Annotated in this window: 22 protein-coding genes; 5 read left to right on the top strand and 17 right to left on the bottom strand. The window is 37.5% G+C overall.

The window, feature by feature from the left end:
• Positions 1 to 150 precede the first annotated feature (150 nt).
• Entirely contained in the window at positions 151 to 285 is a 135-nt protein-coding gene (locus U8D43_RS02060; protein ID WP_335869299.1) for a YqzM family protein, read from the top strand.
• Positions 286 to 343: 58 nt separating this feature from the next.
• Here U8D43_RS02060 and U8D43_RS02055 read toward each other — a convergent pair whose 3' ends face one another.
• The 3 genes from U8D43_RS02055 to U8D43_RS02045 form a co-directional block, all read right to left on the bottom strand.
• Complete coding sequence (locus U8D43_RS02055; protein ID WP_335869391.1) at positions 344 to 2,608, bottom strand: DNA internalization-related competence protein ComEC/Rec2; 2,265 nt, start codon at positions 2,606 to 2,608, stop codon at positions 344 to 346.
• Positions 2,609 to 2,612: 4 nt separating this feature from the next.
• Positions 2,613 to 3,170 (bottom strand): ComE operon protein 2, encoded by a 558-nt coding sequence (locus tag U8D43_RS02050; protein WP_335869298.1) that lies wholly within the window; start codon positions 3,168 to 3,170, stop codon positions 2,613 to 2,615.
• A gap of 70 nt (positions 3,171 to 3,240) precedes the next feature.
• On the bottom strand, positions 3,241 to 3,813 hold the full coding sequence (locus U8D43_RS02045; RefSeq protein ID WP_335869297.1) for a helix-hairpin-helix domain-containing protein: 573 nt from the start codon (positions 3,811 to 3,813) through the stop codon (positions 3,241 to 3,243).
• Positions 3,814 to 3,899: 86 nt separating this feature from the next.
• On the opposite strand from U8D43_RS02045, the gene comER reads away from it, so the two are divergent.
• Positions 3,900 to 4,724 carry a late competence protein ComER gene (comER, locus tag U8D43_RS02040; RefSeq protein ID WP_335869296.1) on the top strand — a complete coding sequence of 275 codons (825 nt, stop codon included), beginning with the start codon at positions 3,900 to 3,902 and terminating at the stop codon, positions 4,722 to 4,724.
• 70 nt (positions 4,725 to 4,794) lie between these two features.
• Here the strand turns inward: comER and U8D43_RS02035 are convergent, their stop codons facing one another.
• The 10 genes from U8D43_RS02035 to U8D43_RS01990 form a co-directional block, all read right to left on the bottom strand.
• The gene (locus U8D43_RS02035) at positions 4,795 to 4,944 is read right to left on the bottom strand and encodes a hypothetical protein (protein ID WP_335869295.1); all 150 of its coding nucleotides are present in this window, start codon (positions 4,942 to 4,944) and stop codon (positions 4,795 to 4,797) included.
• On the bottom strand, positions 4,895 to 5,062 hold the full coding sequence (locus tag U8D43_RS02030; RefSeq protein ID WP_335869294.1) for a hypothetical protein: 168 nt from the start codon (positions 5,060 to 5,062) through the stop codon (positions 4,895 to 4,897). Before U8D43_RS02030 ends, U8D43_RS02035 begins: the two co-directional genes overlap by 50 nt.
• Positions 5,063 to 5,311: 249 nt before the next feature.
• On the bottom strand, positions 5,312 to 6,070 hold the full coding sequence (locus U8D43_RS02025) for a class I SAM-dependent DNA methyltransferase (RefSeq protein ID WP_335869293.1): 759 nt from the start codon (positions 6,068 to 6,070) through the stop codon (positions 5,312 to 5,314).
• Positions 6,067 to 6,423, bottom strand: a complete 357-nt coding sequence (gene rsfS / locus U8D43_RS02020; protein WP_335869292.1) for a ribosome silencing factor — start codon at positions 6,421 to 6,423, stop codon at positions 6,067 to 6,069. The genes U8D43_RS02025 and rsfS overlap by 4 nt, the downstream gene beginning before the upstream one ends.
• Positions 6,423 to 6,992: a bis(5'-nucleosyl)-tetraphosphatase (symmetrical) YqeK gene (gene yqeK, locus U8D43_RS02015; protein ID WP_335869291.1), complete on the bottom strand. Its 570-nt coding sequence runs from the start codon at positions 6,990 to 6,992 to the stop codon at positions 6,423 to 6,425. The genes rsfS and yqeK overlap by 1 nt, the downstream gene beginning before the upstream one ends.
• Complete coding sequence (locus U8D43_RS02010; RefSeq protein WP_335869290.1) at positions 6,979 to 7,554, bottom strand: nicotinate-nucleotide adenylyltransferase; 576 nt, start codon at positions 7,552 to 7,554, stop codon at positions 6,979 to 6,981. Before U8D43_RS02010 ends, yqeK begins: the two co-directional genes overlap by 14 nt.
• A 9-nt stretch (positions 7,555 to 7,563) precedes the next feature.
• On the bottom strand, positions 7,564 to 7,857 hold the full coding sequence (gene yhbY / locus U8D43_RS02005) for a ribosome assembly RNA-binding protein YhbY (RefSeq protein WP_335869289.1): 294 nt from the start codon (positions 7,855 to 7,857) through the stop codon (positions 7,564 to 7,566).
• Positions 7,844 to 8,686, bottom strand: a complete 843-nt coding sequence (gene aroE / locus U8D43_RS02000) for a shikimate dehydrogenase (protein WP_335869288.1) — start codon at positions 8,684 to 8,686, stop codon at positions 7,844 to 7,846. The genes yhbY and aroE overlap by 14 nt, the downstream gene beginning before the upstream one ends.
• A gap of 184 nt (positions 8,687 to 8,870) precedes the next feature.
• Positions 8,871 to 9,977, bottom strand: coding sequence for a ribosome biogenesis GTPase YqeH (gene yqeH / locus U8D43_RS01995; RefSeq protein WP_335869287.1), 1,107 nt, complete (start codon positions 9,975 to 9,977; stop codon positions 8,871 to 8,873).
• Between the two features lie 2 nt (positions 9,978 to 9,979).
• On the bottom strand, positions 9,980 to 10,495 hold the full coding sequence (locus U8D43_RS01990; RefSeq protein ID WP_335869285.1) for a YqeG family HAD IIIA-type phosphatase: 516 nt from the start codon (positions 10,493 to 10,495) through the stop codon (positions 9,980 to 9,982).
• Positions 10,496 to 11,269: 774 nt separating this feature from the next.
• Between U8D43_RS01990 and U8D43_RS01985 the strand changes: the two genes are divergently transcribed.
• Positions 11,270 to 11,410, top strand: a complete 141-nt coding sequence (locus U8D43_RS01985) for a sporulation histidine kinase inhibitor Sda (protein ID WP_335869284.1) — start codon at positions 11,270 to 11,272, stop codon at positions 11,408 to 11,410.
• Between the two features lie 118 nt (positions 11,411 to 11,528).
• Here the strand turns inward: U8D43_RS01985 and U8D43_RS01980 are convergent, their stop codons facing one another.
• Positions 11,529 to 12,308 (bottom strand): phosphatidylserine decarboxylase, encoded by a 780-nt coding sequence (locus U8D43_RS01980; protein WP_335869283.1) that lies wholly within the window; start codon positions 12,306 to 12,308, stop codon positions 11,529 to 11,531.
• A gap of 117 nt (positions 12,309 to 12,425) precedes the next feature.
• Between U8D43_RS01980 and pssA the strand changes: the two genes are divergently transcribed.
• On the top strand, positions 12,426 to 12,965 hold the full coding sequence (pssA, locus tag U8D43_RS01975) for a CDP-diacylglycerol--serine O-phosphatidyltransferase (protein WP_335869282.1): 540 nt from the start codon (positions 12,426 to 12,428) through the stop codon (positions 12,963 to 12,965).
• 30 nt (positions 12,966 to 12,995) lie between these two features.
• On the opposite strand, the gene U8D43_RS01970 is transcribed toward pssA, so the two are convergent.
• Positions 12,996 to 13,136 carry a hypothetical protein gene (locus U8D43_RS01970; protein WP_335869281.1) on the bottom strand — a complete coding sequence of 47 codons (141 nt, stop codon included), beginning with the start codon at positions 13,134 to 13,136 and terminating at the stop codon, positions 12,996 to 12,998.
• Positions 13,137 to 13,856: 720 nt separating this feature from the next.
• On the opposite strand from U8D43_RS01970, the gene sigK reads away from it, so the two are divergent.
• Positions 13,857 to 14,576: an RNA polymerase sporulation sigma factor SigK gene (gene sigK / locus U8D43_RS01965; protein ID WP_335869280.1), complete on the top strand. Its 720-nt coding sequence runs from the start codon at positions 13,857 to 13,859 to the stop codon at positions 14,574 to 14,576.
• A gap of 723 nt (positions 14,577 to 15,299) precedes the next feature.
• Here the strand turns inward: sigK and U8D43_RS01960 are convergent.
• The gene (locus U8D43_RS01960; protein ID WP_335869279.1) at positions 15,300 to 15,440 is read right to left on the bottom strand and encodes a YrzI family small protein; all 141 of its coding nucleotides are present in this window, start codon (positions 15,438 to 15,440) and stop codon (positions 15,300 to 15,302) included.
• A gap of 28 nt (positions 15,441 to 15,468) precedes the next feature.
• A complete protein-coding gene (locus tag U8D43_RS01955) occupies positions 15,469 to 15,609 on the bottom strand; it encodes a YrzI family small protein (RefSeq protein WP_335869278.1) in 141 nt (46 codons plus the stop codon).
• Between the last annotated feature and the right edge of the window lie 174 nt (positions 15,610 to 15,783).

Below are 15,783 nucleotides of genomic sequence, written 5' to 3'. Positions count from 1 at the left end.
TCTTGGCGGTATCTCCTTTGGTAAGGTTATTTTAACCCCCGTTTGTTAAACTATAGGTGTAAACTCTTTCTAGTAAAGGAAAATATGAATGGAAGTATAGATTTTTTTTTAACAATCCTCTATACTAAAATAGAAATAGGAGGGGTACTCGTGAACCAATTCGAAAAAAATGTTCAGTCTAAACGTAACGACGCTGTTGATTCAGGTGTTGGATTTATAGTATCTTTTGGATTCTTTGCCACCATGTTCGTAATTGCAACGGTTATTCAATACTTAGGATCTTAATAACGGTAAAAGGAGTTCGTGTTGATGCGAGCTCCTTTTTCGTTATTAATACCACATCTTATGGAAGGACAGTATAAAACGTTCCTTGATCCAGAAAAAACACATACGAAATCGCCCCACTTTTTGCTGTCGTATACACTGTTGTATTTTGTGACTGTAATCGCTTCAAAACGTCTTTGTGGGGATGACCAAATCTGTTGTTTCTCCCTGCTGAAATGATTGCAAATTCCGGTGAAAGTTCTTCTAAAAATTTAGCTGTAGAGGAAGAATTGCTACCATGATGTCCTACCTTCAAAACATCAATATTGACCATCCACTTTTGAAGAAATTGTCTTTCTCCATCCTCTTCTAAATCACCTGTAAACAGCCAAGATTTTCCACCAAATTCTCCATACACTACCAGTGAATCATTATTGCCATCATATACATCATCAAATGGAGATAAAATATTGAATCGTCCTGATCGATTCGACCAGTTCTCTCCTGCTTTCACTTCGTTGACCGGAATATTTTTTCGTTTTGTAACTTTTAGAATTTCCTTCATCTCATCCTTCTTTACTGCTGAAGGGCTGATAAGTACCTCACTTACTTCCAACTGTTTCAACACCGCAACACTGCCACCTATGTGATCGTAATCACTATGAGTTAGAATGAGCTTATCGAGTTTTCTCACCCCTTTACTTTTGAGGAAGGGAATCACTACAGATTCTCCAATGTCAAAGGTTTTTTTGCCAGTGAAAGATACTGCACCGCCCGTATCAATTAAATAATGACCTCTGTTATAAGGCAACCTAATATAAATACAATCTCCCTGCCCTACATCTAAAAAAACTACTTCTCCTTTTGGAGAGATATATGGTGCGAGAAGATGGAAGAGTACTAAACTACTGCCAAGAAGAAGCGCTGTTTTCATTTTTCCCTTTTCCCAAGTAAGGAAAATAATTGAAATGAAACATATATCCAATATGATTAAAATCATGCTAGGTTTTCCAAGGATTATGGTGCTATAGGGAAACGAACTAAGATAAAAGGTCAGTTTCTCTATATACAAGACCAGTACTTCTAACAAAGAATGAAATAACTCAAATAAAGGAAAGAAAATTAAAAGGAGGAGAAATGTGGCGTAACATAAGGGCAACAACAAGAAAGAAAAAAGAGGAACATAAAGCAAATTTGTGAAGAGCCCAACGAGGGAGATTTCATAAAAATGAAATAACAATATCGGATACGAAGCAACTGTGGAAATTAAACTCACTTTAAACAGTACGACTACATAATTTGTCCTCTGCAAAAGCGTCGCTGAAGAAAGAATTAAGGTAAAACAAACACAGTACGATAATTGAAAACCAGGATCGAGAATAATTCGTGGTGCGAAGAACATATTTCCAAGGAAACTGACGCATAGAGCATCGACTGCACGAATCTTCCCCTTACTTAATGAAGCGATACTCAAAATCATAACCATTAGACACGCTCGAACAACGGGTGGAGATGCACCGGTCAGCAATACAAAGGCCGGTAATAAAATCAGTAATGCCACTTTACAAAAACGATGATTTAGTCCCATTCGAAGTAACATATAATAACACATACCACTTATTAAACCGACATGCAGCCCGGAAATCGCTAGGAGATGAATCACTCCTAAACGACGATAGGCATTTTCACTCTCACTCGAGAGCTCGTTACGGTCTCCTAGTATAAGGGCTAACGCCAATGGACCAGACCGACCAAAATGATTTTGTATTTTTTCTGTTGCCTGTTGTCTCCACTTTTGCATCATGACCCAGAGAGAACCTTCTCCTTCATCACATGTGATAGGTGCATCTGTATGCAGTACCCAGTGAATAGCTTGGTTTTTTAAATACTGTTCATAGTCGAACGCATTTTCATTCGTAGCTTTCCCAGCTTTTTCGAGTTCCCCCCCTACGGAGCAGGTCATTCCAGGATTGAATAGGGAGTAACCTAGTTCAGCATCAACGCTATTAGGAAAGGTTAGTGAAAGTAGAATGGTTTCATTTAATGTCTTTACTTTTCCAACTAATTTTTCGTCCCGTTGGACAAAGGGTTCTGTGATTGTTATTTGAAATTTTTTTTCGTCACCATGAAATACCGTTGTTTGCTTTTCATCTACATAACCACTATAGGTATAGCTAAAAGTAATCACAATTAACATGAAAAGATAATTTTGATAGGAGAATTTCTTAAGAAAGGAAAAAGCAAAACAGAGGCAAAGGAAGGAGAGACCCCAACGAAGCTGTATATGAAGGGACACTCCTAACAAGAAGGTGAATGAGAGATAGATTAGGTAGAAAGATTTCATAAAGCTAAAAGGGATTGGAAGAAGTGTGCTTGTATTTAGCGATAATGTCTGGGGAAGCACCGCACCGTTCCAATTCCATTACGAGTTCGTTAACAACATTCTCTTTTTCTAGATTCTGTAGATTTAGACCTTCTCCAAGAAAAGGTACATGAAGAATGGACACATCCGCTTTTTCAAATAATTCAACTGCATATGGATGATTTTTATATTCTTGAGCATAATAAACCGTTTGAATTCCGGCTTGAATGATAGATTTTGTACACTGAATACAGGGAAAATGCGTCACATATAATTCGGCTCCTTCTGTTGGTACACCAAATTTTGAACACTGTAAAAGAGCATTCATTTCCGCGTGAATAGTTCGAACACAATGATTATCAATCAGGTAGCACCCTTGATCGATACAATGATCTCCACCTGAAATGGATCCATTATACCCACCTGCGATCATCCTCTTTTCCCTCACAATTGTTGCGCCCACAGCTAATCTTGTACATGTACTTCGTAATGCAAGCAAATGGCTTTGGGCCATAAAGTATTGATTCCAGGATATTCTATTCATAATTTACTCCCATCCTTCGTTTACCTTAAGTGTAACGATTTTTTCTCGCCAACGTCAATCCTCTTTTTCACTAGGTCGAAATCTCATCTTTAATCTTTTCATACATTTTCTCTCCAATGCCGGTTACGTTCAAGATATCTTCCACACTTTTAAACAAACCCTCTTCCTCACGATGATTGATGATTGCCTCGGCTTTTGAAGGTCCGACCCCTGAAAGTGTTTCTAACTCCTCTTTTGATGCTTTGTTAATGTTGATTTTCATAGGCTGTGATTGCGTCAGATTTCCTTCAGCCATTTCACCTACTTTGGGAACCAAAATCACCATTTCATCTTCAACTCGTTGTGCATAATTTATCTTTGAAGGATCTGCATCAATCTCTAGCCCTCCAGCTTTCTTAATGATATCTACAACTCTTTCATCCGCACTGGTCTCATACACACCAGGATTTTTGACAGCACCTTTTATATCCACCATATAATCCTCACTTTGAATATCCGCTTCTTCGACTGTTTCTTCAATCATTAGAGGTGTGCTAATATGCTCTTTTTCAGTATTTTTTTGAAGATACAAGCCTACAAGTACCGCCACTAACGCACTAATCATGAGTAGCCAATTTCTATAGCGAAGGAGCATTTCTTTCATTTTCCATTTCACCTCCCTAAGCATATATAGATACTTCCTAGCATAGATTGTATGAGAGAATGTGGATAAAGAAGGAGGGTTACAGCATGAAAATTGGCATCATTGGTACGGGGAATATGGGAAAAATTCTTATCCAGTCTCTTGTGGAATCAGAAGCAATTTCTCCTTCCCAATTGTTTATTACTAATAGAAATCTTACGAAGGCAAGAGAAATTCAGAAAGAGATTCCTTTATTAACCATCTGTGAAACGGTCTCACAAACCATAAAATCAGCTGACTTAATTTTTCTATGTGTGAAACCATTGGATATGCATCCAATCTTATTCAAACATAATCATCTTTTCACAGCCGAAAAGTGCCTTGTTTCCATAACGAGTCCTGTCAGTGTCACTCAACTAGAGTCGGTTGTTGATTGCTCTTGCGCCCGCTTAATTCCAAGTATTACGAATCGTGTGTTATCTGGTGTCTCTTTATTGTCCTTCAGCACAAACTGCTGGACTGACTGGAAAGAAATTTTATTTTCACTGGCTGAAAAAATATCGACACCTGTGGAAATTGATGAAAATATTACGCGGGTATCCTCTGATATTGTTAGTTGTGGACCAGCGTTTTTTAGTTATATCACGCAGCGGTTTATTGACGGGGCTGTAGAAGAAACAAAAATCTCTAAGAGCCAAGCAACCTTACTCGCATCACAAATGCTCATAGGACTAGGTGAATTATTAAAGAAAAACGTTTATACTTTACCATCGCTTCAAGAAAAAGTATGTGTGAAAGGTGGGGTTACGGGAGAAGGTATTAAAGTGTTAGAGAGCGAAATTGGGGATATGTTTCAAAAAGTATTTCGAGCAACACACGAGAAGTTTGAAGAGGATCTGTCAAATACAAAAAAACAATTTAAGACGTACTAAATCTATTATTCGATTCTTCCTCCCGATATCCTCCTAAAAAATAAAAGAACCTGTGAATCAGGTTCTTTTTTTAGTTCAGAAGTAAAAATAAAAAGTTTAAGGATGCCTGACGCCGCAGGACAGCCACTTCCGCTTTTCTTTGTCCAGCTGCAGTGGCTTGCGGCTCGGGGTCAAATGAATAACCCTCCAGCGATGCAGGCATCACCTCCGTGTTCTTCATTTGCCTGACGCCGCAGAACAGCCACTTCCGCTTTTCTTTGTCCAGCTTCAGTGGCTTGCGGCTCGGGGTCAAATGAATAACCCTCCAGCGATGCAGGCATCACCTCCGTGTTCTTCATTTGCCTGACGCCGCAGAACAGCCACTTCCGCTTTTCTTTGTCCAGCTTCAGTGGCTAGGGACTCGGGCATTTGTCAGCCCACTACGTGAAGCAGGCTTCACTTCGTGTTCTGCCAGATGCCTGCCGTCCCTGGTCAGCCACTTCCGCTTTTCTTTGTCCAGCTTCAGTGGCTAGGGACTCGGGCATTTGTCAGCCCACTACGTGAAGCAGGCTTCACTTCGTGTTCTGCCAGATGCCTGCCGTCCCTGGTCAGCCACTTCCGCTTTTCTTACGGCATACAAAGAATGTTCTTTCTGCTTTTCCGGTTGGTTGGGTTTGAAAAAAGTCGTAGGAAACAGATAGAATTTCTAATTCTGCTTCTTCTAACCACAGCTTATATTGACTAGATTGAAACGTTCTTTGAATATGTAACTCGTCAAACCGGTCATAGGTGTCATGCTCTTCATTGAACGCAAAGAACGTTAAATCATGTTCAACACTTAGCGGCCACTCACCAGGTAGGCAATCCCAGATATATGATACATCGTCATCCTTTAAAGTATATGTTTGTCCTAAAAAAACAGTATTCATTTTATAAGGAGTATGAACATCAAACATAAATAAACCATTTTCCCCAAGATGATCATGTACCCGCTGAAAAGTAGACCTGATTTGCTCTTCATCCGTTAAATAATTTAATGAATCACAGAAAATAGTGATTAAATCAAAATGACCTAACCCCTCTAATTGACTCATATCTTGTTGAAACAAGGCAATCGAAGCCCCCTGATTCATCGCTTTTTCCTGAGCAAACATTAACATTTCTTCAGATAAGTCAACACCTGTAACGGACCAACCCTCGCGAACATAGCGAAGAGACATTTCTCCAGTTCCACAAGCTAAATCTAATACTTTATGTGGCTTTATTTTATTTTCTCTCAAGTGTGATTTAGTAAATTCCATCCAATCATCATAAGGAACATCACTCATTAAGTAATCATATACAGATGCAAATTTCTGATAACTCATGAAGAGGACTTACTCGCAAGATCTACTAGTGGCGCATCTCCCCATAAACGTTCCAAATGGTAATAATTTCGTTCATCTTTATGGAAAATATGTGCAACAACATCTCCTAAATCCACTAAAATCCATGAACCTTCGTCAAATCCCTCCATTCGTTTTACAAAAATACCCATTTCATCAGCTCTCTGTTTCACTTCACGTGCCATCGCTTGAACTTGCTTATCGGAATTCCCGTGACAAATCACGAAATAATCCGCAATTATTGAAATTCCATCCATATTTAAGGCAACAATGTCTTCTCCACGTTTATCATCAATTGCTTCGTACACAACTTGTAGTAATTCGTTTTTTTTCATTATAATGTCACTCCTCTTTTTACTAAATCATTGTACGCTTCAAATGTCTCTGGAAATACTTGTACTCCTTTGCTAATCAAAAAGGTTATTGTATTTTTCATCGCAAATAAAAGCGCCTGATCAATATCTACTTTCGCTAATCTTCGTGCTTCCTCAACTCCTGGAAAGTTTCGACCAGGTTCAATATAGTCTGCCACATATATAATTTTTTCAAGTAAAGACATATTGGCTCGACCAGATGTATGAAAGCGAATAGCAGCTAAAACCTTCTCATCTGCTACTCCCACCTGTTGTTGAACTAAAAATGCGCCAACAGGAGCATGCCACAATTCATCATTAAATTGAATCAACCGATCATCAAAGTTCTGCTCAAGTAAGATTGCTTTCATTTCTTCCTTTGGTCGGAATTTTGCGTAATCATGAAAGATAGCTGCTAGTTCAGCCTGTTTCTCGTCTTCCCCAAAAGCTTTGGCTAAATCCACAGCAGTCTCTAGTACCCCAAGAGTATGTTTATAACGCTTCTCCGTCAGTTCCCGTCTAACAACGGCCAATGCATCAGAACGGTTCATACAAACTCTCCTCCTCAAGGTAATTCAAAACCGGATCGGTCACTAAATATTTTACGCTCTTTCGCTCATTTCGTTTTGTACGAATCATGCTCGAAGAAATTTCCATGATCGGAACTTCTACGAATAAGATATCTAAATCTGTCGTGAGCGAATAGCCTGGTCGGTTCACACCAACAAATGTAACTAATTTTGCTAATTCATCAATTTTATACCAAGTAGATAATGACTCTACCATATCACCACCGATAATAAAGTAGAAATCCGTATCGGGATTCTTTTCGGTTAATAGTTGCATGGTGTCTACTGTATAAGAAGGGCCACTTCGTTCTAGTTCCAAAAGCTCTATTTGGAACTTAGGATTCGATTCTATCGCAAATTGAGTCATTTGTACTCGTTGATTATTAGAACTCTCCCCTAATTGTTCTTTATGAGGAGGTTGCCCGTTCGGCATAAACCATACTTCTTGTAGACCTAGCTTTTCCAATACCTCATTCGCAATAATCAGATGCCCTATATGAGGGGGGTTAAAAGTTCCACCTAGAATACCTACTTTTTTCCTCATCCCCTCACCTTAAGATGGAAGAACAAGTTGCTTATTTTCTCTTGATTCTTTATACAAAACAATGGTATTTCCAATAACTTGAACGAGTTCTGCTCGCGCTCCTTTTGATAAATCTGCTGCGACCTCATTACGATCTTCATCACAATTTTGTAGGATGCTGACTTTGATTAATTCTCTAATTTCGAGAACTTCGGAAATTTGCTTAACCATATTTTCATTTACTCCACCTTTTCCAACTTGGAAAATTGGGGATAAATGGTGTGCCTTCGCTCTTAAAAATCGTTTTTGTTTACCTGTTAGCATGATTATTTCCTCCTAGTTGTTTCATAACTATTTTCTTCATTATTTTTGTATCAGGATAGATTCCAGTCCATTTTTGAAAGGCAAGTGCTCCTTGGTGCACAAACATTCCTAAGCCATTTTGTGTTCTTGCTCCCAATTCCTTTGCCTCTTTTAAAAACAAGGTCTCTTGCGGATTATAAATAATATCAATTACATACGATGATGCTTTTAAGTTTTTTACCGATAAGGGGCTATCTTGAATATGCGGATGCATACCAATATTGGTGGTTTGAATCACCACATCATAATGTGCTAATTTCTCTTCGGCTTCTAAAAGAGAACATGAATTCCCTCTGATTGGAAACGGACATTCCGACAACAGCCTTTCACCATTTGCAACTGTACGATTGGCTACATCAATCGAATAGATACCTTGGTGGGCAAGAGTATAAAGAATTGCTTTAGCTGCTCCACCAGCACCAATTACCAGCACAGAGTCAACACATTCAATCTTGTGATGTAAGGCAGTCATAAAACCTTCTCCATCGGTGTTATATCCTATCAGTTTCTCTCCATCAGACACAACTGTATTCACCGCACCGATAGCTTGCGCGAGTGGGTCAACCTCGTCTAATAAAGGAAGAATTAGTTCCTTATGAGGGATCGTGACGTTAAATCCGGCAATTCCTAGAGCTTTCATACCTAACAGCGAACGCACTAAATCATCTTTTTTAATATGGAAAGGATGGTAATAGGCATTTAGTTTATGTTCTGAAAAGACTGCATTATGCATTAGTGGAGACATTGAATGAGCAATTGGATCGCCAATGACACCATACAGCATATTCATTTTCTCTCCCCCTCTTATCTTAAGGCTCATTTTGTAGACATTGTTGCTATTTAATCAATAATTTCGAGGGCACATCGTTTTTTTCAGAGATTACATTCATATGATTACGAAAAGATGACCAGAAACCAAGCGTTATCACAGCTCATAGACTAACAAGAAAAGCCACAATTTTTGCGAAAACAACTTATATTAATGATTTACGAATAAATACACTTACACCTTTTGGGGCATAGGCAGCTATTTTTACTCCAGGGTCATTGACTGTTACCCAGCCTAATCCGGAATAGACAATATCTGTTTTCCCTTCTCTGATCATGAACTCGTGGCGAACCAACTCAGGAAAGTGATCAAAATCATTTTTCCTTGGAGGAGTCAGTAGCTCACCCACATGATTTTTGTATAAATCATCCGCTTTCTCCAATTTGGTTCGATGGATCATTAATTCATTAGCTAAATAACACACAAAGGACGTGCGCAACCCTGACAAGAAGTCAAAACGTGCCAATCCTCCAAAATAAAGAGTTTGCTCTTCATTTAACTGAAATACTCGGGACTTGATTTCTTTTTTAGGGGTAATGATTTTAAGATCTTCTTTTGCAACAAAATGGGCCATTTGATGATGATTGATAATACCTGGCGTATCAATCAAAGCTGCTCCATCATCTAAAGGAATTTCGATCATATCAAGCGTTGTCCCAGGAAAGTGAGAGGTCGTAATAACATTCTCCTCTCCTGAAACCTCTTTAATAATTCTATTGATGAAAGTCGACTTCCCAACGTTAGTACATCCAACAACATACACATCTTTACCTTGACGGTACTCTTCAATAGCTTCTAACGTTTCTCTAATTTTCTTCCCATTGGCAGCACTTACTAGTTTAACATCTATTGGCTTTAAGCCTTGCTCTCTTGCTTCATGTTTCATCCAATGGACAACTTTAGATTCTTTAACCGATTTCGGTAACAAATCCACCTTATTTCCAATCAGAAGAATTGGATTTTTACCCACAAAGCGATGAAGACCAGGTAACCAACTTCCGTTAAAATCGAAAATATCAACAATCTTTACAATAAGGCCCTCTACTTCACCTAGCCCATTGAGAATTTTTAAAAAGTCATCATCCGTTAGGCTTACGTCTTGTACTTCATTATAGTGTTTTAAACGAAAACATCTTTGACAAATAATCGCCTCTTTTTGCAAAGATGAAGGTGGAGCGTATCCTAAGGCTTCTTTATCCGTTGTTTGGATCCCTACACCACACCCTACACAAGCTAGTTCAATATTACTCACAATTAATCCTCCCAATTAATTAGTCCCTTTCGTTTAAACCAGGACATAATTCTTCTTTCAACTCTTCGATTAAACTTCGTAACAAATCCATCAGTTTGAGCAACAGGGACGACTAAAATCGTATAAAAACCATTTCGATTTCCACCGAGAACGTCCGTTAACAATTGATCACCGACAACTACCGTATTTTCTTTTTCGACCTTCATATCCTTAATGGCCCGAAGAAATGCTTTTCCCATGGGCTTTCTAGCCTTGTAAATAAACGGTAGTTCAAGTGGGTCTGAAAAGGATTTAACTCTCACTTCATTATTATTAGATACTATCGTTACAAGAATCCCTGCATCTTCTAAGCTTTTAAACCACTGAATGAGTTTCGGCGTAGCATTAGGCCGGTCCCATTCTACTAACGTATTATCTAAATCGGTAATCACAGCTTTTATTCCTTGCTCTTTTAATTCACTCGGCGATATTTGAAAAATATCTTTAACGAGCTTGTTAGGCAAAAAAGATTTTAACACATTAACACCTCTTTTAATTTCCTATAATGTTTTCGTGGGAGTAACTACAAGTAAAGCAAAAAAACAATACATCGAGTTACTTGGGCACATCGAAATCAGCAATTTGGCGATTCGTTCTCCATGACTCTTTTCGTATACATTGTGGCTATTACATCTGATTTTTGAGTAAATCCTCCATTTCACTGCGTATACTGTCATTTGCCTGCCGCCTCAGGGCGAGCGACTTCCGCATATCGTAATTGATGGCCGAAACAAAGCTATATCATAAATTATAAACCGATACAAAAAGCCACAAACTTTGCAAAACAAGCTTATTTATTCAAGCAGTTTCACATTCCGTATCAATTTCAATCACGAATTGAGGAAAGATGACTAGAATCCTATCCTGTTAATGGAATTGATACTGCAGCGAATAGCACCTTACTAAAATGATATTTGCTAATAATTTCTCATAATTATTAGCATATCCAATTATACATAACACTTCAAAAAATTCTATAATACGTCAAATTCCCTAAAAAGCAAGAAATCTTTCGATAAAATTCTACGCATGGTTTTTTGTGGATAAAGTAATCCACATTTTACCATCATAAATACCGGGCATATTTTCCCTTTATAAACAAACTAACCACAGGTTATCCACCAACACCTGTGGATAAGAGAACGCTTGTTCCAGCTAACTTTGTTTGATAAAGTTAGAATATATCATTTACAACACTCATATATGTATCTTTCAGCCATTTAGAACATTTACTTATGGAGGTGAAAGACCCTGTGCACAAGCTATCTGACGAGTTATTAATTCAGTCATATTACAAAGCGATGAAACTTCACTTAAGTAAAGATTTTATAATCCTAATTGAAAAAGAACTGCATCAACGTGGTTTTTATGAAGTGATGAAGGTATCCTCGTGAATAAGAAAAGCGCAAGGTGTCATCTATATATGACTTTGAGCTAAAAACCAAAACCTCTTCTAAATAAATACTGCCTTAATTTATTTGAAGACCCTGATGTTTAATCAACAGGGTTTTTTTATGAACGAAATTGTCCCAACTTCTCTCCTACTCTAATTGAAAAGGGTGTTGTATCGATCATTGGAACAAATGTATTTTTTTCAAATAACAGAACTACGGTCGATCCAAAAGTAAAGTAAGCAACTTCTTCTCCTTTTTCCCATTGTTCTTTCTTCTGAGTTCGTTCAATTGAGTTGACCCACATTGCACCGACCATCGCCATGCTCATTTTTTTTGAGTTCTTCTCTAATTCCACCACATGACGATAATTTTTACTTAGCACCTGTTCGCCATATTTTAATCCAGCTGCATTTACAGGATATGAGTGACGGCCTAGAATTTGCTGGTCCACAATCGTTGCCGAAATCGGACTGTGTATACGGTGGTAGTGAGCTGGACTTAAATATATAACCATAAAAGTACCGCCTTCATAGTGTTTCGCTTTTTCCAAATCACCTACCATTTCTTCTACCGAATAATTTTTGTTCTTTACCACCATAATAAGATCTTTCGTAATAACCCCTATATTCTCGATGACTCCGTCCACAGGACTTACAAGAGTTTCCTTGGCTAGATGCACTGGGCGAGCATCACGTCTCAACTCACGGATAAAAAATTCGTGTAGAGAAGAAAATTCGGTTATCGATTTTTTAATATCTTCTTGACCAATGTCATATAATTTCATATAAGATGGAATTATATGCTTACTCAACGATGACTGAACAAATCGTTGTAAAACAAAAGAAGACCATCGTTTATTGGTCAGTTCAATAAATAATTGATATAGTATTTTTTTCAAATTATTTCCTCCGTAATAAAAATGACTCTTTCCTCATGAGCCCATTAGGTATATAATAGACTATTATTATACAACAATTTTTCAAAAGGGTCGTCCCTTTTTTTAGGAGTGTGAACTATGCTGCTTACGCAAGTCATAGACTTTACAGTTAGAAAACTCAAAGCACAGACAGCAAATGCTCTAACGTTACTAAATTTATCTCTGGGTGGATTTGCAATCATAAATATTATTGAAGGACAGCTTCAACTTGGTTCTCTCCTTATTTTTTTAGCAGCTCTAGCTGATCGATTTGATGGAATGGTAGCTAGAAAATTAAGCATTGAATCGGAGCTTGGTAAACAATTAGACTCTATGTGTGACCTGATTTCATTCGGTGTTGCCCCAGCACTTTTAATTTATCTAGGAGTTATCCATGAATTTGGTGCTCCAGCAATGTTCTTTACTGTGTTCTATATCGCAAGTGGCTCATTTCGATTAGCACGGTTTAATGTCACTGAAAATGACGGTTATTTTTCTGGTTTACCCATTACAGCCGCTGGTTGTTTTGCGACATTGTTATTTATTGTTCACCCATATGTAGCTCCCCAAACTATTTTATTCTTAATGATTTTCTTATCTTTCATGATGATTAGCTCATTTCGATTAAAGAAAGTGTAAAAGGATCCAGCGAAACGCTTGGATCCTTTTTTAATAGGAGCGGTACAGGCACCATCCTCCAAAAACAATAAGCAAAATGAGCAATACTACCGCTAAAGCTAAGTAGTAACCGCCACCATAATACCCCACATTAGGGGGATATGGATAATAACCTGGACAAGAGTAATACATAAGCATCCCCTCACTTCTTTAATAATAGACTATGTGAGAGTGCTTCTATTTGTATAGACAAAAACCCAATCATACAAATTCCTAAAGGTTATTCCATATTTTAGATGATTATTTTTATTAATTCTCAAGATGTAACTAAATTGATACAAGCACCCTCCCTGTTACCTCTCAAACTGATTACAATATTTTACTAGTAAATCCTATCATTTCCCCCACACGCTCGAAGTTAAGCAGTTATATAAAAATGTGTTACATACTCCTATTCAAAAAATCCTCACTTTCTTTTTTGTCCGATAGCCTAATTTTGAAGCAATTTTATTTCCAGCACAATCCTATTTCTTGTTAAACACTTGAACGTAGGTCGGTTGATCATGAGTTTCACAATAAACCATTGTTACTATAGAATTTTTAGTAATAATGATGTTTACATATAGGGTTTGAGAGTGCACGATCCTGATTGTTTTCGTATACATTGTTGCTAATGCATTTATACTTTTTATTAAACATCTATTTTTGCAGAGATTTCATTCAAATAATTTCAAAAAGAGAACCCGAAACCAAGCAATTTCCATGTTTGTAGATTGGTACGAAAAGCAACAAACATTGTGGAAACAACCTTTCTTTAAGAGAGTTGACTTACCACTTCTATGGACAGGCAAGGACAATCTCTTCCCCGCATAGACTTGATAATAGGCAATTGCCAACTTGGAGGTGAATTACATGTCAGCTCTTCTCACAGCGTTAGGATACTTTCTGAAAGAACTGGTATTTCTAGTATCTTATGTAAAAAATAACGCTTTTCCTCAGCCGTTAAAACCGGAGGATGAAAAGAAAAATTTAGCTCTTATGGCCCAAGGGGATGAGCATGCTCGGAATTTATTAATTGAACATAATTTACGTTTAGTTGCCCATATTGTTAAAAAATTTGAAAACACCGGAGAAGATTCAGAAGACTTAATTTCTATTGGGACGATTGGTTTAATCAAAGCAATCGAAAGTTTTTCAGAAGGGAAAGGTACAAAGCTTGCCACTTATGCGGCCAGGTGTATTGAAAATGAAATCCTAATGCATTTACGTGCACTCAAAAAGACAAAAAAGGATGTTTCTCTTCAGGATCCAATCGGACAGGATAAAGAAGGAAATGAAATTTCTCTGATTGATATTTTACAATCAGAAGCTGAAGATGTTATTGATACAATTCAGTTAAACATGGAAATCGAAAAGGTTAGAAAATACATTTGCGTTCTGGATGCTCGTGAAAAGGAAGTCATTATAGGACGGTTCGGATTGGATATGAAGGATGAGAAAACACAAAGAGAAATCGCCAAAGAACTCGGCATTTCAAGAAGTTATGTTTCTCGAATTGAAAAAAGAGCTTTAATGAAAATGTTTCATGAATTTTACCGAGAAGAGAAAGAAAAACGGAATTCACGCCCTTAACAATTCAAGGCAAGTAGTAATCGCTTCTCTAAAAATGAAGTAAAGCAGATGAGAAAAGCCACCAGTAATTGGAGGCTTTTTTTTATTGGAATTTGAAATTAATATCTACGGGATATAAATTCTAACCCTACTCTGCGCTAACCTCAGCTGAAATAATTAATGCAATTGCAGCTGTAATAACTAGTCCGATAACCATTGAAAACATCCCAATCACTCCTTTTCGTTTCCGTTTCTGATACTACCAATATAGCACGTAAAAACAAAAACCAACGACCAAAAAGTGAACAATAAGTTACTAAAACATGACAAAAAAGTGAACAAAGAAAAGCGGAAGTGGCTGACCAGGGACGGCAGGCATCTGGCAGAACTCGCAGTGAAGCCTGCTTCACGGAGGGGGCTGACAAATGCCCGAGTCCCTAGCCATTACCCGAGAAAAAATCCCTATACGGACATCATCATCCCATCCACACACATCACAACCAATAAACTAGCCATATAAAAAAGCAGCGATTCTAACTGCTGCTTTTCAATAAAAATTATTTAAGATTAGATTGTTTTCCTTTGAAACCAAACCGTCCAAAGACATATTGTTAAAAACAAATTGATCCCCCTCAGTTCATATTGCTACGCAGAATCTTTCTCCATCCAAAGTACATTTAGCTTCTTTTGTTTCACAAATCTCATCATGACACTATCTCCTTTCCAATTTTTCTGATTAGGATCTTACCCATTGATCACATAGTGAACATTTTTTTCACGAATTTCTTCAAAATGTGATTGTACTTGTTGATTGTGATGACACTCTTCAAATGACTGTTTGCGTTTGTTAATCGAAATGGTCATAAAGAAAATGTTTAAAGTCATACTGTATTCCTCCTTTCTTTGTAGCAATCTAGCTCAAATGAAAATGTGAGTAATGCTTTATTTTTTGTTCTTCATACATTTTCAAAATTTGTTCTTCGTGTAAAAGATCTTCCCTAGACTGTCGTTTTCGTTGAATATTAATCGATACAAATAGTAGATTTAAGGTCATTTTGCTCCCTCCTTTGCTCACAAAAAAACCACAGAAACATACTGCTTCTGAGGCATAAAAATAACCACAGAAGTAGACATCGCTCCCGTGGCTAGCATATTGTGTAAGTTTTTAATACCTGCTAATAATTATTCCTAAATGGAGACGAATTTGCCTTATGATATTCAATTGTAT

It is taken from the genome of Bacillus sp. 2205SS5-2 (assembly GCF_037024155.1).
In the GTDB taxonomy this organism is placed as follows: Bacteria; Bacillota; Bacilli; order Bacillales; family Bacillaceae_K; genus Bacillus_CI.
This window is presented reverse-complemented; position numbering and strand designations above follow the sequence as displayed.

Coding starts and splice junctions, on each gene's coding strand:
- aroE (WP_335869288.1), bottom strand. CDS start 8,686: ATGAATATGCTGTATGGTGTCATTGGCGATCCAATTGCTCATTCAATG.
- yqeK (WP_335869291.1), bottom strand. CDS start 6,992: ATGAACCGTTCTGATGCATTGGCCGTTGTTAGACGGGAACTGACGGAG.
- U8D43_RS02050 (WP_335869298.1), bottom strand. CDS start 3,170: ATGAATAGAATATCCTGGAATCAATACTTTATGGCCCAAAGCCATTTG.
- U8D43_RS02045 (WP_335869297.1), bottom strand. CDS start 3,813: ATGAAAGAAATGCTCCTTCGCTATAGAAATTGGCTACTCATGATTAGT.
- U8D43_RS02055 (WP_335869391.1), bottom strand. CDS start 2,608: ATGAAATCTTTCTACCTAATCTATCTCTCATTCACCTTCTTGTTAGGA.
- U8D43_RS02025 (WP_335869293.1), bottom strand. CDS start 6,070: ATGAGTTATCAGAAATTTGCATCTGTATATGATTACTTAATGAGTGAT.
- comER (WP_335869296.1), top strand. CDS start 3,900: ATGAAAATTGGCATCATTGGTACGGGGAATATGGGAAAAATTCTTATC.
- pssA (WP_335869282.1), top strand. CDS start 12,426: ATGCTGCTTACGCAAGTCATAGACTTTACAGTTAGAAAACTCAAAGCA.
- U8D43_RS02030 (WP_335869294.1), bottom strand. CDS start 5,062: ATGAAGAACACGGAGGTGATGCCTGCATCGCTGGAGGGTTATTCATTT.
- sigK (WP_335869280.1), top strand. CDS start 13,857: ATGTCAGCTCTTCTCACAGCGTTAGGATACTTTCTGAAAGAACTGGTA.
- U8D43_RS02035 (WP_335869295.1), bottom strand. CDS start 4,944: ATGAAGAACACGGAGGTGATGCCTGCATCGCTGGAGGGTTATTCATTT.
- yhbY (WP_335869289.1), bottom strand. CDS start 7,857: ATGCTAACAGGTAAACAAAAACGATTTTTAAGAGCGAAGGCACACCAT.
- U8D43_RS01955 (WP_335869278.1), bottom strand. CDS start 15,609: ATGACCTTAAATCTACTATTTGTATCGATTAATATTCAACGAAAACGA.
- U8D43_RS02010 (WP_335869290.1), bottom strand. CDS start 7,554: ATGAGGAAAAAAGTAGGTATTCTAGGTGGAACTTTTAACCCCCCTCAT.
- U8D43_RS01970 (WP_335869281.1), bottom strand. CDS start 13,136: ATGTATTACTCTTGTCCAGGTTATTATCCATATCCCCCTAATGTGGGG.
- U8D43_RS01960 (WP_335869279.1), bottom strand. CDS start 15,440: ATGACTTTAAACATTTTCTTTATGACCATTTCGATTAACAAACGCAAA.
- rsfS (WP_335869292.1), bottom strand. CDS start 6,423: ATGAAAAAAAACGAATTACTACAAGTTGTGTACGAAGCAATTGATGAT.